Below are 15523 nucleotides of genomic sequence, written 5' to 3'. Positions count from 1 at the left end.
CGCCTCCCCTCACCCTGGGACCACCGGCCGCCGCGGCGCGCCCGCCCGGCGCCTCAGCCCGCGTCACGGCAGGCCCGGTAGAAGTCGCGCCAGTCCTGGCGCTCGCGGACGACGGTCTCGAGGTACTCCCGCCAGACGACGCGGTCGGAGACCGGATCCTGAACCACCGCGCCGACGATTCCGGCGGCCACGTCAGAGGGGCGGAGCACACCGTCGCCGAAGTGGGCGGCCAGGGCGACGCCGTTGGTGAGGACCGAGATGGCCTCGGCGGTGCTGAGGGTGCCGCTGGGAGACTTGACCTTGGTGCGGCCGTCCTCGGTCACGCCGGAGCGCAGCTCGCGGAAGACCGTGACGACACGGCGGATCTCCTCGAGGCCGGTCAGCGTCTCGGGCAGCTCCAGCGAGCGGCCGAGCTGGCCGACACGGCGGGAGACGATGTCGACCTCCTCCTCCGCGGTGGCGGGGACCGGCAGCACGACGGTGTTGAACCTGCGGCGCAGCGCGCTGGACAGGTCGTTGACACCCCGGTCGCGGTCGTTGGCGGTGGCGATGACATTGAAGCCCCGCGTGGCCTGGACCTCCTGGTTGAGCTCGGGGATCGGCAGCGTCTTCTCGGACAGCACGGTGATCAGCGCGTCCTGGACGTCGGAGGGCATGCGGGTCAGCTCCTCCACCCGGGCGATGCGGCCCTCGGCCATCGCGCGCATCACCGGGCTGGGGGTGAGGGCCTCTCGGGAGGGTCCCTCGGCGAGCAGCCTGGCGTAGTTCCAGCCGTAGCGGACCGCCTCCTCGGCGGTGCCCGCCGTCCCCTGCACGAGCAGGGTCGAGTCACCGCTGATCGCGGCGGCCAGGTGCTCCGACAGCCAGGTCTTGGCGGTGCCGGGCACGCCGAGCAGCAGCAGCGCGCGGTCGGTGGCGAGGGTCGCGACGGCGACCTCCACGATGCGTCTCGGGCCGATGTACTTGGGGGTGATCCCCTCGCCGTCGCCCAGGATGTAGACGGTCACCGCCCAGGGGGACAGCTTCCAGCCCGGCGGGCGGACCCGGTCGTCGTCCTTGGCCAGCAACGCCAGCTCCTCGGCGTACTGGTCTTCGGCGTGGGCCCGCAGAACCGTTGTCACTGAAGCTCCTTCGACATGTCATCGCGGAAACGCAGGAGGGAGGCGACCTCCTGGACGGATGGTTCGGGCGAGAGCCGCTCCGCCGTGAGGCACAGGGCGGGGTCGGCGCGCTCGCCCGCGAGCCTGGTCAGCTCACCGAGGTTCCACGGCTGGCTGCCGGAGACCTCGATGATCTTCTCCAGGACGGCCCGCGTCAGGTCGGGCCCCCAGGGGGCGGCGGCGCCGCCGAGAACCATGATCAGCTGGCCGTCGAGGCCGTGCCTGCGGACGAAGTCGGCGGCGACGCGCTCCTGATCGGCCCTGGGCAGGACCGCCAGCAGGTCGGCGAGCGGATCCCAGGCGAACAGCACGCGCGCCCACTCGGGATCGCCCTGGAGCACCGCGGCACGGACCCACCCGGCCATGACCTCGCGCCCCCAGTCGACGACCTTCATCCGGACCAGCTCTCGGGGCGGGCGGCCGAGCAGGTCGGCCCAGACCCCGAGCGGGGTGCGGGCCACGGTCTGCTGAAGCCACCAGCTCCGCTCCCCGGTCCCCCGGGGTGGCCTGGCCCGGATGCCGTCCCGCTCCATCGCGGCGTCGCAGGCCCCGGGCGGGGTGGCCTGGATCCTGCCGCCCTCGACGGCGAGGCAACGGGCGGCCCGCTCGGCCATCCGCAGGCCGAGGCGGGAGCCGGGGAGCCTGGTGAGCAGGTCTGCGGCCTGGTGGCGGACCTCGCGGCGGCGGTCGTCGAGCGCGGCCTCGAGGAACGGCTCGTCATCGAAGGAGAGCCCGTCGGCCAGGACCTCCAGGAAGGCCGCGCGGTCGCCGGGGGTCTCCCGTTCCCAGGTCGCCTCCAGCAGCCGTCTCGCCTCGGCCGGGTCGGCCGCCCGCAGCGCGCCGAGATGGGCCCGCCGGTCGCCGGGTGTGCCCAGCTCCCAGATCTCCCTCGCGGAGCCGGAGGCCGGATCGGTCGCGGTGGCCTCCTCGAGCAGGAAGCCCCAGGCCGGGTTGAGCCCGGCGAGCCAGCGGCCCCTGTTGCCCGCCAGGACGCCGAGGTGCCGGCGGATCGACCGGTCCGCCGCGCCCTGGTCGAGCAGCTCGGGCAGCAGGTGGGGCGGGACCCGGCGGCCGCGGGCCGCCGCGGTCTCCAGCCATTCGGCGAGCAGTCTGGGCCGCTCGCCGCCCAGGATCCGGGCGAGCCGGTCTCCGGCAGCCCGCGAGACCTCGGGCCGGCTCTCCGCCGGAGCGAGGTCGAGCGCCCCGGCCTCGCGGAGCCTGCGGCCCGCCCGTGCCCTGACGGTGTGCAGGACGGCGCGTTCGAGCAGCTCGACCTCGCTCGCCCGGCCGCCGAAGGATGTGGACCCCTCGGAGCCCACGAAATCCGGAGAGCCCGGAGAGCCCGGGGAGGCAGGGGAGGCAGGGGGAAGGGGACGGCGGTCGGTGCCGACCAGCGCCGCCGAGACCAGCTCCTCCCAGCCGGGCGAGCCGTCCGGCGGGACATCCGCGGGCGTGTCCGACGCAGCGCTCACCGCGTTCCTCCAGCATGGATGCCCCGTCCTTCAGGGCGGGGAGGAAGTGCGGAACGGTTCCTCATGGTGTTCTCCGGATGTGCTCGGCGGGGCTTGCCACGGTGATCGGGCCGGCGATGACCAAGCCGGCATCGCAGGACCGCCCCGGGGCATGGGGGGGCGGCACGGGGAGCCCGCCGGCCGCTGGGCGGGGCCGTGAACCGCGAACCACCCGGTTTCGGCCGGGAATCCCGGTCCTTCGGGGCCGGGAGGATGTCAAAGCACGATCACCCGGCCTTCCTCGTCCCAGGTCGTCAGGGGGAGCAGTCCGTCGGGGGTCCATTCGGCGGCGACGGTCAGCGGACGGCCGCCCGAGACCGCCAGGAGCCGCCACGGAGTTCCGGCGGACGGGTGCAGCGGCAGGCCTCCCGTGGGGCCCGCGAGCAGCCAGGAGCCGCTCTTCGCCGGGGTCACCGCGTCGAGCACGACGGGCCAGGAGTCCAGCCAGGGGTCTCCCGCCAGGGCCTCGGCGACCTCCGCGAGCACTCGTTCCACGGGCGAGCCCGGCACGGGGCCGGGGGTGCCCGCCGTACCGGCCGGGGCGTCGTGGCGGGTGGCGACCAGGGCTCGCAGCGGAGCCGAACCGGGATAGAAGGCCAGGTCGGCGTCCAGGGTCGTGCCGGTGATGAGCGAGGCGTCGAGCGCCTGGCCGACGGGGGCGTAGGAGAGCACGAGCGCCGCCCGGCCCGTGGTCCGGCCGCGCAACCAGACCCTGCGGGCGATCAGCCGGTCCTGCTCGGAGTCACGGCGTCCCAGCACGTCCCACACGTCACGGACGGTCCGCCCGGCCAGGACGTCCTCCTTGGCGACGGGAAACCCGATCCGCTCGCGGACCGTCTGGGCCAGGGCCGCTCCCGGGCCGTCGCCCGCGGCCGTCGTGGCGGGCAGGCGGCGGTGGGCCACCGCCAGCAGGTGCAGGAGGGCGTATTCGCCCAGGAGACGGGCGGGCCAGTCCTCGTGGGCCAGCACGGAGCCGAGCCGGGAGACCGCGCCCGCCACGCCCGGGGCCTGGGCGTCGATCAGACGTTTGACCAGGTCGTCCCAGTGGTCGTGGCGCCGCGACCCGGCGATGCCCTGCCTGACCTGGTCGGCGAGCCAGCGTTCGAGCTCGGACAGACCGGCCGTCACGCGCTGCTCGCGCTGCTCGGCCCTGCGAAGGTCGGGGACGGAGCCGGGCTCCGCCGCGCGGGCGGGGGCCGGTGCGGGCCCGGCGGCCCGGGCGCGGCGCTGTTCGAGCCACTCGGCCGCCCAGTCGGCGGGCTCCTCGGCCGCGGGCACCCCGTCCGCCGACCACAGCAGCAACAGGCCGAGCGCGTGCTTGCACGGGAACTTCCTGCTGGGACAACTGCACCGGTAAGCGGGCTCGGACAGGTCGACGCACGCCCGATAGGGCTTCGAGCCGCTGCCCGCGCACTCGCCCCACACCGCCTCCGAGGTGACGCCGGCGCCCGACCACCTGCCGGGCGAGGAAACCCCCTGCGCCGCCTTCCTGGAGGGGGCGTCAGGCGCGAGTGCGAGCACCTGGTCCCGGTTCCACCGTTCGATCACGGTCCGAACGCTAACGAACCCCGCCGACAAAAAAGCTCCGGCGAAACAGCCTGGCACAACATCCGACAATCGGCCTAATGTATGACAATTCACCACATAACTCGCATCGCTCGCCCGAGGAGCGGCAAGGTGAGGAAAATCCACATCATCACCGCGATAGCGCTCGCCGGAGGACTCGCGATGGGCGGGTGCTCCACCGGGGGCGCTCCGGCCGGGGAGGCGCCGAAGAGCTCGCAGAGTCCGGACGGGCTCTCCGGGGAGGTCAGGATCTGGTCGTGGGACGTCGCGGCGAAGGCGCTGCGGCGCATGGCCCCCCGGTTCGAGAAGGCCCACCCCGGGGTAAGGATCCGGGTGGAGGACATCGGCTACGACAACGCCTACGACAAGATCACCGCCGGTTTCAGGTCGAGGTCCGGACTGCCCGACGTGATCACGCTGGAGGACACCAGGATCGCCGGCTACGTCGAGAGGTTCCCCGGCGGCCTGGTGGACCTGAGCGGCGTCGCGGGCAAGTACAGGACGGACTTCGAGCCGGCCAAGTGGGCCGCGGCCTCGTCGGCCGGAGGACTGTTCGCGCTGCCCTGGGACTCGGCCCCGGTGGCGCTGTTCTACCGCCGCGACTACTTCGAGCGGGCGGGGGTCGACTCGGCGTCCGTCGTCACCTGGAACGACGCGGTCAAGGCGGCCGAGAGGATCAAGCGGGTCACCGGGAAACGGCTGTTCGTCTCCGACCTCGCGGCCGCCCACATGTTCACCACCCTGCTCCAGCAGCTCGGGCAGGGCTACTTCAAGAACGGCGCGGTCGCGGTGAGCAGCCCCGCGGCGGTCAGGGCGCTCACCCTGCTCAAGACCCTCAGGGACAAGGACCTGTTGCAGGACGAGAAGACCTGGGACGACCGGATCTCCGCGACCAGGCGGGGCGAGGTCGCCGCCCAGCCGACCGCGGCCTGGTGGAGCGGGACGCTGACCGGGGAGATGCCCGAACTGTCGGGCAGGTTCGGGGTGATCCCGCTGCCCGCCTTCGACCCCGACGGCGTCCGCACCTCCGCCAACGGCGGCTCGGCGCTGGCGATCACCTCGCAGACCGGGAACCGTAAGGCGGCCTGGGCGTTCATCGAGTGGCTGCTGACCGACAGGGCCAACCAGGTCTCCATGATGAGGACCGAGGCCCTGTTCCCCTCGTATCTGCCCGCGCTGACCGATCCGCTGTTCGACCGGTCGCAGCCGTACTTCGGCGGGCAGCGGGTCGACCGCCTGTTCGCCGACGAGGTGCGGAACATCCCGCCGGTCGAGCTGACGGGGGACGACGCCCGGGCCCAGGAGATCCTGAACCGGGCCGTCGCGAGCGTGCTGCTGGACGGCGAGACCCCCGGGGCCGCGCTCGGCAGGGCCGCGAAGCGGATCGCCGCGGCGACCGGGCGCCCCATCGCCCGGTGACGCCCCGCCGGAGACACCCGCCCTGCGACCTCCCACTGAAGACGCCCGCCGCCCGGTGACGTGCCACCGGAGCGGTGCGCCGGCCCGTCGGCGGTCCGCCCCCGGCCTCTCGGCGGGGCGTCCGAGGAATGATCCCCAAAGAGTCGTGTGATCCCTAGGATCGGTGCAATGACGACATCTGCCCGTCCCCCGCTCGCCGAGGCCCTGGACCTGCTCCCGCACCCCGAGGGGGGCTGGTACCGGGAGACCTGGAGAACCTCCGTCGATCTCACCCCGCCCGGATACGGCGGCCCGCGGGCCACGGCCACCGGCATCTACTTCCTGCTGGAACCCGGGCAGGAGTCACGCCCGCACGTGGTCCGCTCCGACGAGGTCTGGCTCTGGCACCGGGGCGGCCCGCTGATCCTGACGCTGGGCGGCCACGAGGGGCAGCCGTCCACCGCGGTGACCCTCGGGCCACTGGTCGAACTCGGCCAGGTCCCGCAGGCGCTGGTGCCCGCGGGCACCTGGCAGGCGGCGCGCCCGGCCGGGGACGAGAGCGTGCTCGTGAGCTGTGTCGTCTCCCCCGGCTTCGACTTCGCCGACTTCCGCATGATCTGAATCTCACCGCGTGACGGCGTTCTCCTCACCGGGAAGAATGCGGTCACAACCACACGAGGAGGTCAACGGTGACCGATGAGATCACCTCCGTCATCGGAGGGAAGCAGACGCTCAACGGCACGGCCGGCGACGCCGACGCCTACGACTCGGTCAATCCGGCCCGTCTGGACGAGGTGGTCGCGCGGGTCAGGCCGGCGGACGCGGAGACGTTCTCGTCCGCCTGCCGTACGGCCGCCGCCGCGCAGCCCGAATGGGCGCGCGTGCCCGCCCCCGTCAGGGGCCGGGTGATCGCCTCGATCGGGCGGCTGGTCGAGGCGAACGCCGAGACACTGGCCCGTCTCGTCACCCGGGAGATCGGCAAGCCGTACGCCGAGGCGCTGGGAGAGGTCCGCGAGATCGTCGACACGTGCGACTTCTTCCTGGGCGAGGGACGGCGGCTCTACGGGCAGACGGTGCCCTCCGAGATGCCGGACAAGAACCTGTTCACCTTCAGGGTTCCTGTCGGGGTGGCCGCGGTGATCACGGCGGGCAACTTCCCCGTCGCGGTGCCGTCGTGGTACCTGGTCCCGGCGCTGCTGGCGGGCAACGCAGTGGTGTGGAAGCCCGCCGAGTACGCCGCGGCCTCCGCGCACGCGCTCTACCGGCTGTTCGCGGCGGCCGGACTGCCCGACGGCGTGCTGAACCTGGTCCTCGCCGACGGCCCGGCCACCTACCGGGGGCTGGAGGCGGCGCTGGACGAGGGCACGGTGCACAAGGTCGGCTTCACCGGCTCGACCGAGGTGGGCCGCAGGATCGGCGAGCTGTGCGGGCGGCATCTGCAGTCGCCCTGCCTGGAGCTCGGCGGCAAGAACCCGATGGTGGTCATGCCGGACGCCGATCTGGACCTGGCGGTCGAGGGCGCCCTGTTCGCCGGGTTCGGCACGGCGGGCCAGCGCTGCACCTCGCTCGGCACGGTGATCGTGCACGAGAGCGTCCACGACGAGTTCCTCGGCCGCTACGCGCGCGCCGTGGCGGAGGCGGTGATAGGCGACCCGGCGGGCGACGTGCTGTGCGGGCCGCTGCTCGACCACAGGTTCGCCGCCCGCTACGAGGATTATCTGGGCTGGATCCGGCCGCACCACACGGTCGTGTCGGGACCGACCGGCCGGATCACCGTGGAGAACCCGCGCGGGGACTTCACCGGCGAGGGCGGTCTCTACTACCACCCGGTGATCGTGGACGGGGTACGCGCCGACGACCGGCTGTTCCTGGAGGAGACCTTCGGGCCGATCGTGGGCGTGACGGGTTTCTCCACCCTGGAGGAGGCGGTCGGGCTGGCCAACCGGCCCGGCTACGGGCTGTCCTCGTCCATCTACACGACCGATCCGAAATCCGCCTTCCGGTTCCGCGCGGGCATCGGCGCGGGCATGGTCAGCGTCAACAACTCCACCTCGGGCGCCGAGGCCCACCTGCCCTTCGGCGGGAACGGCAAGTCCGGCAACGGCAGCCGCCAGTCGGGAGTGTGGGTGCTCGACCAGTTCACCCGCTGGCAGGCGATGAACTGGGACTACTCGGGCAGGCTGCAGAAGGCCCAGATGGACGTCACCGAAATCATCCCGGATATGGACTTCAGGCTCTGAATTTGCCCTACAGGGAGGTTCTCCCCGTCATGATCGCGGGATGCCTCCTGGTGAGGACGGGCGACCGTCCCGGCGATCGGCGCGCCCTCCGGGGCACACCGGCCCCGGCAGCGGCTCCGGCCGTACGGGGTCGCGGCGCCGGCCCCGTCACCCCGTACGCCGGCTCGCGCGTCGTATCCGGAGGGTTCCGGTACGGCGGGCGCGAGGCCGTCATCCGCCTGGAGGGTCGCCGGACCCACCGGGACACGTGAGGGACCGCGTGCTGCGGCGCGGTCCCTCACGGACTCCGGTGGAGCACCGCGTCCCGGAGGGCCACCGTCCCGGAGACACACCGCTCCCGCGCTCGCACGCCGTAACGAAACCGCCCGCCGTAACGGGACCGCACACCGTAACGAGACCACCCGCCGTGCCGGGACCACACGCCGTAACGAGACCGCCCGCCGTGCCGGGACCGCGCGCAGGAGGGATGCCGGGTCCCGGCGGCCGGCCGGCCGCTAGTGATGGATCGCGACCTGCTGGACGAGCTCGAAGCTCGTGAAGATCAGGAACATGATCCCGATCAGGGCGTAGAGCAGGACGGGCTGCCCGTGACGGCCGCGGGCGGGCCTCGCCCCTCCTCTTCCCGGGGGTCGCCGCCCTCCCCCAGCGGGCCACCGCGCGGGCACCGTACGGTCCGCCGGAACCCGCTCCCCCGGCGCGCCCGCCCGCCCGGGAGCCGGGACGCCGGGTTCCGCCCCGGCCTCCGGATCCAGATGCGCGCCGCGCCCCGCGACGCCCGCGACGGGACGCGGCACGGACCGGCTGCTCGCGGCGGCCCGGTCCGAACGGCTGCCCGGCGGGAAGGCCGTCACGCGGCTGTTGCCGCAGTCCGGGCAGCTCACCCCCGACCACGGCGGCTGGACCGGCGCGCCGGATCTCAGCCACACCACGACGTCATGACCGTGCCCGTCGGTCAGGTGGCGGACGATGTACTCCTCCTGCCAGACGTGCCAGCAACGCAGGCACTCCATCGGCCAGGTCTCACGAGTGCTGAACTCCTCGGTCACGAGGATCACCCCCACAGCGACACCGGCGCCGGAACCCCGGCACCGGCCCCGAGTGTGCGCGCCCTTCGCCGTCACAGCAAGTATCCGCGCCATACTAAATCCGTAATGTCCATATTTTGAGATGATTTCTCTTAAAATATGAGATGGATGTTACGGTGGAGCGAGCCGACCGAAGGAGTGAGCTTCCATGACGACCAGGGACGCCGTTTACACCCACGGCCATCACGAGTCCGTGCTGCGGTCCCACAGATGGCGCACGGTGGAGAACTCGGCGGCCTATCTCCTGCCGCACCTGCGGCCCGGGATGTCACTGCTGGACGTGGGATGCGGGCCGGGTACCATCACCGCCGAGCTGGCCGGGCGGATCGCCCCGGGAGTGGCGACCGCGGCCGAGGTCACGGCGGAGGCGCTCGAACTGGCCAGGGCCGAGGCCGGGCGGCGGGGCCTGTCCAACGTCGAGTTCGCCGTCGCCGACGTGCACGCCCTGGACTTCCCCGACGACAGCTTCGACGTCGTCCACGCCCACCAGGTGCTGCAGCACGTCGGCGATCCCGTCCAGGCCCTGAGGGAGATGCGCCGGGTCTGCAGGCCGGGCGGGATCGTGGCCGTCCGCGACAGCGACTACACCGCGTTCACCTGGTTCCCCCTGCTGCCGGAGCTGGAGGAGTGGGGCGACCTCTACCAGCGGGTGGCCAGGGCCAACGGCGGCGAGCCCGACGCCGGGCGGCGGCTGCTGTCGTGGGCCCACGAGGCCGGCTTCACCGACGTCACCCCCACCGCCTCCACCTGGTGCTTCGCGACGCCCGAGGACCGGCGGTGGTGGGGCGGCATGTGGGCGGAACGGATCCTGAAGTCCGACATGGCCCGCCAGGCCCTCGCCTCCGGAGCGGCGACCGAGGACGACCTGCGCCGCATCTCCCGCGGCTGGCTGGCCTGGGCCGACGAGCGGGACGGCTGGCTGTCCATCCTGCACGGCGAGCTGATCTGCCGTCCCTGACGGGTGCCCCCGGCGCCCGCTCCCGAGGCCGGCTCACGGCGCCCGCCGACGGCCGCGGGTGAACGCCGGTGAACGCCGTCCGTGGGACGCCCGGAAGGAACGGGGCGCCCCACGGACGGCGACCGGGATCGGACGGCGGTCAGGGCCGACGCCGGTCAGGACCGGTGGCGGTCTGGGCGGGCGGTCAGGACTGGATCTGCTGGGTGATCCTCACATCGTCGATTCCCGCCTCGACCAGCGAGGTCTCCGCGGCGTCCGCCGCCTCGACGAGGATCCGGACCGTCTGCCCGGCGAAGGCGGAGACGTCGACGCTCGCGGCGGCCCAGGCACCGTCGCGGTTGGCGGCCGCGCCGAGCTGCTGGAACACCTGGGTGGTGGTCGAGCCGACCACCTTGACGCGCAGGAAGTCCGACCCGGAGGCGTTGGAACCGTGGGCCAGGTACCACGAGAAGCCCAGCCTCAGCGTGCCGGTCGAGGGCAGCGTGATGGCGGGTGACCGGATGCTTGTGACGCCGCCGTCGATGTCGTGGTCGCCCGGGCCGGAGCCCGCCAGCCGCCCGGTCACCAGGTCGTTGTCGCCGCTGACCGCGGTACCGAGCTGCTTGGCGCCGCCGGAGGTGGTGGCCTCCGGGTCACCGCGCTCCCAGCGGCCGAGGGTCGCGGTGTCGGTGCCCGCGGGATTGACCGTCCAGCCGGTCTCCGTCTCGAAGGTGTCGGAGTAGACGGTCACCGGCGGGGTGCCCGTGCCGCCGCAGTACTGGGACTCCTTGCCGATGATCCGGTAGACGCAGTCGGCGTACTCCAGGAAGCGGAGCGCGGCCTCCCGGTTGCGGGTCGTCTGCGGGACGATCTGCTCGTCGGGAGGGTAGAAGCCCGGGGAGGCGCCGGTCGGATACATCTCGAAGGTGTAGCTGAAGATCTTGTAGGTGCCCCACATCCAGTCGTTGATCGAGCCGTCGGTGATGTAGAGGTCGCTGGCCTGCTCGGGGGTGTAGCCGTTGGTCGAGGCCATGTTCCGGCCGAGCGCGGCGAAGGCGTCGTGGTCGTCCTGGGTCAGGCCGGGGGCGGTGTCGTTGTAGGTGAAACCGTACGGCCACAGGACCAGCTCGCCGTAGGTGTGCCAGTCGATGTTCGCCTTGATCTGCTGCACGCCGCCGACCACCCGGCCGCGCACCCAGTTGGCGACCGCCCTGACCTCCGGCGCCGACTCTCCGGCCGGCCCCCGGTAGGTCTCGCTCGAGGTCGATCCCGACGAGCCGCCGCAGCAGCCCCACTGGTAGGCCCAGTTGCGGTTCAGGTCGGTGCCCGCGTAGGACGAGCCGGCGTTCGGCTGCCGGTTCTTGCGCCAGGACCGGTACGAACCGCTCGCGACGTCGTACTCACCGCCGTCGGGGTTGAGGTCCGGCATGATCCAGATCTCACGCGAGTTCACCAGGGAGGTGATCCTGTCGTCGGTGCCGTAGCCGTCGGTGAGCAGGCGCAGGAGGTACAGCGCCATCTCGACGGTCAGGTGCTCCCGGGCGTGCTGGTGGTGGGTGAACAGCACCTCGGGCTCGTTCTCGTCCGTGCCGACGTTGTCGCTGATCTTGACGGCGATCAGGTCACGGCCCTCGTAGGAGGTGCCGTAGCTGCTCTTGCTCGCGATCGCCGGGTGGGCGGCGACGATCTGGTTGATCTCCGCGACCATCTCGGCGTAGTTGTGGTAGCCCGAGTCGGCGGGAGGGAAGTCGAAGGGACTCGCCTGCCTGGACGGGGAGTCGGGGATCCTCGTGACCGAGTAGCCGAGCTTCCTGATCGCGGCGGCCTCGGTCCCGCTCGCGGTGACCACGACCGAGGTGGGGTCGACCTGGTCGATCGCGGCGCCGGTGGCCGCGACGGCGCTTCGCTGCTGTGAGGTGCTCGGACCCTGGACCCTGTAGCGGCCGTTCGGCGGTGGTTCCGCGGACGCTCCCGCGGCGGTGACGCCGAGGCACGACAGCGTCAGGATCGCGAGCATCACGATCAGACGGCGTCTCACCTGTGTCCTCCTCAGGCACGCTCTAGGGGGGTTGTCGCGCGCCTGCACTGAGAGTCAGGCAAGGATGTCGATCCGCAAAGGCCCAAATTTCCGGACATGGACGTACGGCCGCGGCACCGGAACCGGGCGCCGGGATCGGCCGGAGGTCAGAAGTCGACCTCGAACCAGACCGTCCTGGAACCACCCGACCCGGCGTCCCTGATCCCCCACCGGCTCGCGAGCAGGTCGACCAGGAACATCCCCCGCCCGTTCTCCGCCTGCGGATCGTTGCGCACGTGGGGCGCCGAGGCCGACGATCCCGCGTCGGACACCTCGACCAGCACGGCCCCCGAGTCGATCGCCACGGTCATCGCGACCTTCCCGCCGCCACCGCCGGACGCGGAGTGGACGACCGAGTTCGTCACCACCTCGCTCACCAGCAGGACGACGTCCTCGGAGGCGGGATGCCCCTCCCCGAGGAACCCCCTGACCCGGCGCCTGGCCACCGACACCGACTCCGGCGCGCCCCGCAGGGTCACCGTCGACCGGGGTGGAAAGGTCCGGTGCACGACCGCCATGGTTTGCCTCGCTCCCCGACACACACATTCCCATGCGCGTCGCGCTCTGAGATGGCACACTCACTCACGGTGAACTGTTCTATCAGGGACTTCAATAGCTCATATTGAGATTCCTCAGTTTCGTTGCCTTTGGACGGAGGTATGCGCATGGCTCCCCGGCGCAGTCCCACGGCGCGGCATCGCCGTCTGATGGCGGAGCTGAGCCGTCTGAGAGCGAACAGCGGACTGTCGCGGGTGGAGGTGGCTGAACGGATCGGCTCCACCGACACCACCCTCTGGAGATACGAGACGGGCCTGACCCGTCCCCGACCCTCCGACGTGTCGGTCCTCACCGATGTGTACGGCGTGACCGGGGAGGCCCGCGACTCCCTGATCCAGATGGCCAGGGAGGCCCGCCGTCGTGGCTGGTGGCACCGGCACCGGCAGGCGCTGAAACCTGGCTTCGACTCCTACATCGGGCTGGAGGCGGAGGCGTCGGTGGTGCGCTCCTACGAGCCACTGGTCGTCCCCGGCCTGATGCAGACCGAGCCGTACGCCCGCGCCGTCATCGAGGCGACCGCCATGACCCAGGCCCCCTCAGAGGTCGATGAGAAGGTCTCCGTGCGCATCTCGCGCCAGCAACTGCTGCACGGCCCCGGTGACCCGATCCAGCTCGTCGCGCTACTCGACGAGGCAGTACTCCGGCGTCAGATCGGCGACCGCGAGGTGATGCGCGAGCAGCTGGAACACCTCGTCGATCTCGGCAGGCTGCCCAACGTGGAGATCCGGGTCATTCCGTTCTCCGCCGGGGCGCACGCCGCGATGGACGGCAAGTTCTGCCTGCTCAGCTTCCCCGAGCCCGAGGACCCCGATCTGGTCTACCTCGAGCAGGCCACGAGCGGGCTCATGCCCGAAGACCCGGAGGAGGTGCGCCGATACACCCTCATGTTCGGGAGCCTGTCGGCAATGGCTCTCGGCGCGGAGGCGTCGGCCACCTTCATCGCCCAGACGGCAAGGCGATGTTCCAGCCCATAGCAAGAGAGAGCAAGAGAGAGTACGAGGATCATCGATGGATCTGTCCAGCGTCGTATGGCGCAAGAGCAGCCACAGCACCAACGGAGGCGACTGCGTGGAGGTCGCGGTCGTGTCCGGTGACCCGGTCCTGGCCGCTCACAAGGCGGGCGCCGGCGAGCTCTACCTCGTCCGGGACTCCAAGAACCCCCTCGGTCCGGCACTGGCGTTCACCCAGGGCGAGTGGGACGCCTTCGTCGGCGGTGTGAAGGACGGCGAGTTCGACTGAGCCCCTCCGGGGGAACCGGCCGCCCGGTTCCCCTGTCGCGGATCGCCGAGGCGGGCGGGGCGGGGCCGCGCGCGTCCCCGTCCCGGCCGCGCGGTGTTCAGAGCCGCTCGACGCTCGCACCCCGGCAGCGGTCACGGGTGTCGAAGACGAACGGGGCGGTCCGCTGGACCAGCTCGTAGTCGAAGCAGTCGTGGTCGGTGAGGACGACGACCGCGTCGGCCCGGGCCAGCTCCCTCTCCGTCGGCTCGACCATCTCGATCCTCTCCGACAGCAGGAAGTCGTCCACGTAGGGGTCGGCGGCCCGCACGTCCGCCCCCAGCTTGCACAGGATCTTGGCCACCTCGATCGCGGGCGACTCCCGGCAGTCTCCCGCGTTCTTCTTGTAGGCGAGCCCGAGCAGGAGCACCCGGCTTCCCCTGATCGGCTTGCACCGCTGGTTCAGCGCGAGGATCAGCCGGTGGGCGACGTGCTCGGGCATGTGGTCGTTGATGTCGTTGGCCAGCTCCACGAACCGGAAGTTGTGCCCGAGGCTGCGCTTGACCTTCCACGACAGGTAGGACGGGTCGATCGGCAGGCAGTGGCCGCCCACCCCGGGCCCCGGCGTGAAGCGCATGTAGCCGAACGGCTTGGTCGAGGCGGCGTCGATGGCCTCCCAGACGTCGATCCCGAGCTGCTGGGCGAAGATCGACAGCTCGTTCACCAGGGCGATGTTGACGTGCCGGAAGGTGTTCTCCAGGAGCTTGCACAGCTCGGCCACCTGCAGCGAGGAGACGGGGACGACCTCCTCGACGATCCGCCCGTAGAACCCGCGGATCCTCTCCAGGGAGGCCTCGTCGATCCCGGAGACGATCTTCGGGGTGTTCTCCAGGCGCCACCGGGCGTTGCCCGGATCGATCCGTTCCGGGCTGTAGCCCAGCAGGAAGTCCTCCGGGGTGCGCAGCCCGGACCCCTCTTCCAGCAGGGGCCGGAGATACTCCTCGGTGGTCCCCGGATAGGTGGTCGACTCCAGGACGACCGTGGCGCCCGGCCGCAGGAGCGGGGCGACCGACTCGCCCGCGGAGCCGATGTGCCGCAGGTCGGGCACCCCTTCTCGCAGAGGTGTCGGCACCGTTATGACACAGATGTCGAAGTTCTCCGCGTCGGCGTAGTCGGTACTGGCGAGGTAGCGGCCCGAACGGTGGGCGGCCGCCAGCACGTCGTCGCCGATGTCCTCGACGTAGGACTCGGCGGCGTTGAGCCGTTTGACACGCCACTCGTCGACGTCGACCCCCACGACGTCGAATCCCGCCTGTACCGCCCGCATCGCCAGAGGCAGGCCTACGTATCCCTGGCCAACAACGACCAGCTTCTCTCCCATGTCGGGACCCCCGTCGCTTCGAGATGAGATACGACCCGACTGTAGGAGTGCGGAGTTCTCACACCGGAGATTCGGCGGCCGTCCGGGCGTGTCGCCTCCGGCCGGAGTCCGGACGCGGCCCGGAAGGACGGGCCGGGACGGTGGCAGGTTCCGCGATCACCCCGTCACCGTCGAACAACCACCGAAAAAACAACACATTTCACCGGAAGGCGAAAAAGTCAGGCGAGATGACAATAAATCACGATAGGCCGACTTCACCCAAAATCGCCACCCCGCAGAACCCCGCGGAATACCCTCGGAAAGAGAAATCAGGGAGCATTTTAAATCCCCCGGGTAAGTAATTGCCGGACGCATTCCCAAGTAAAATCTGTTCCAATGTCGCCGCGAAGGAGGCA

The 15523-nt window shown here is 71.4% G+C and carries 13 protein-coding genes; 6 read left to right on the top strand and 7 right to left on the bottom strand.

Annotation, left to right across the window (positions count from 1 at the left end; all coding sequences use genetic code 11):
• Positions 1-53 precede the first annotated feature (53 nt).
• The 3 genes from AB0N02_RS08065 to AB0N02_RS08055 form a co-directional block, all read right to left on the bottom strand.
• Positions 54-1121 carry an AAA family ATPase gene (locus AB0N02_RS08065; protein ID WP_363943866.1) on the bottom strand — a complete coding sequence of 356 codons (1068 nt, stop codon included), beginning with the start codon at positions 1119-1121 and terminating at the stop codon, positions 54-56.
• Positions 1118-2632 (bottom strand): DUF5691 domain-containing protein, encoded by a 1515-nt coding sequence (locus AB0N02_RS08060; protein WP_363943864.1) that lies wholly within the window; start codon positions 2630-2632, stop codon positions 1118-1120. The genes AB0N02_RS08065 and AB0N02_RS08060 overlap by 4 nt, the downstream gene beginning before the upstream one ends.
• 255 nt (positions 2633-2887) lie before the next feature.
• A complete protein-coding gene (locus AB0N02_RS08055) occupies positions 2888-4219 on the bottom strand; it encodes an SWIM zinc finger family protein (RefSeq protein WP_363943862.1) in 1332 nt (443 codons plus the stop codon).
• Between the two features lie 129 nt (positions 4220-4348).
• Between AB0N02_RS08055 and AB0N02_RS08050 the strand changes: the two genes are divergently transcribed.
• The 3 genes from AB0N02_RS08050 to AB0N02_RS08040 all read left to right on the top strand — a co-directional run bounded on the left by AB0N02_RS08050 (position 4349) and on the right by AB0N02_RS08040 (position 7875).
• On the top strand, positions 4349-5656 hold the full coding sequence (locus AB0N02_RS08050; RefSeq protein ID WP_363943861.1) for a sugar ABC transporter substrate-binding protein: 1308 nt from the start codon (positions 4349-4351) through the stop codon (positions 5654-5656).
• Positions 5657-5824: 168 nt separating this feature from the next.
• Positions 5825-6256, top strand: coding sequence for a cupin domain-containing protein (locus AB0N02_RS08045; RefSeq protein WP_363943860.1), 432 nt, complete (start codon positions 5825-5827; stop codon positions 6254-6256).
• 68 nt (positions 6257-6324) lie between these two features.
• Positions 6325-7875, top strand: a complete 1551-nt coding sequence (locus tag AB0N02_RS08040; protein WP_363943858.1) for an aldehyde dehydrogenase family protein — start codon at positions 6325-6327, stop codon at positions 7873-7875.
• A 494-nt stretch (positions 7876-8369) separates the two neighbouring features.
• Here the strand turns inward: AB0N02_RS08040 and AB0N02_RS08035 are convergent, their stop codons facing one another.
• Positions 8370-8921 carry a hypothetical protein gene (locus AB0N02_RS08035; RefSeq protein ID WP_363943857.1) on the bottom strand — a complete coding sequence of 184 codons (552 nt, stop codon included), beginning with the start codon at positions 8919-8921 and terminating at the stop codon, positions 8370-8372.
• A gap of 187 nt (positions 8922-9108) precedes the next feature.
• Here AB0N02_RS08035 and AB0N02_RS08030 point away from each other — a divergent pair, with 187 nt between their 5' ends.
• The gene (locus AB0N02_RS08030; protein ID WP_363943856.1) at positions 9109-9918 is read left to right on the top strand and encodes a class I SAM-dependent methyltransferase; all 810 of its coding nucleotides are present in this window, start codon (positions 9109-9111) and stop codon (positions 9916-9918) included.
• 184 nt (positions 9919-10102) lie between these two features.
• Here AB0N02_RS08030 and AB0N02_RS08025 read toward each other — a convergent pair whose 3' ends face one another.
• A complete protein-coding gene (locus tag AB0N02_RS08025) occupies positions 10103-11935 on the bottom strand; it encodes a M14 family zinc carboxypeptidase (protein WP_363943854.1) in 1833 nt (610 codons plus the stop codon).
• Between the two features lie 146 nt (positions 11936-12081).
• Complete coding sequence (locus AB0N02_RS08020; RefSeq protein WP_363943853.1) at positions 12082-12492, bottom strand: ATP-binding protein; 411 nt, start codon at positions 12490-12492, stop codon at positions 12082-12084.
• Between the two features lie 189 nt (positions 12493-12681).
• Between AB0N02_RS08020 and AB0N02_RS08015 the strand changes: the two genes are divergently transcribed.
• Complete coding sequence (locus tag AB0N02_RS08015) at positions 12682-13506, top strand: helix-turn-helix transcriptional regulator (protein ID WP_363943851.1); 825 nt, start codon at positions 12682-12684, stop codon at positions 13504-13506.
• Between the two features lie 34 nt (positions 13507-13540).
• Entirely contained in the window at positions 13541-13771 is a 231-nt protein-coding gene (locus AB0N02_RS08010; RefSeq protein ID WP_363943849.1) for a DUF397 domain-containing protein, read from the top strand.
• Between the two features lie 97 nt (positions 13772-13868).
• Here AB0N02_RS08010 and AB0N02_RS08005 read toward each other — a convergent pair whose 3' ends face one another.
• Positions 13869-15128 (bottom strand): nucleotide sugar dehydrogenase, encoded by a 1260-nt coding sequence (locus AB0N02_RS08005; protein ID WP_363943847.1) that lies wholly within the window; start codon positions 15126-15128, stop codon positions 13869-13871.
• Positions 15129-15523 lie beyond the last annotated feature (395 nt).

Origin of the sequence: Streptosporangium sp. NPDC051022, assembly GCF_040683035.1 — a bacterium.
Lineage (GTDB): Bacteria > Actinomycetota > Actinomycetes > Streptosporangiales > Streptosporangiaceae > Streptosporangium.
Note: the sequence above shows the minus strand (reverse complement) of the source record. Positions and strands in the feature narration are given on the sequence as shown.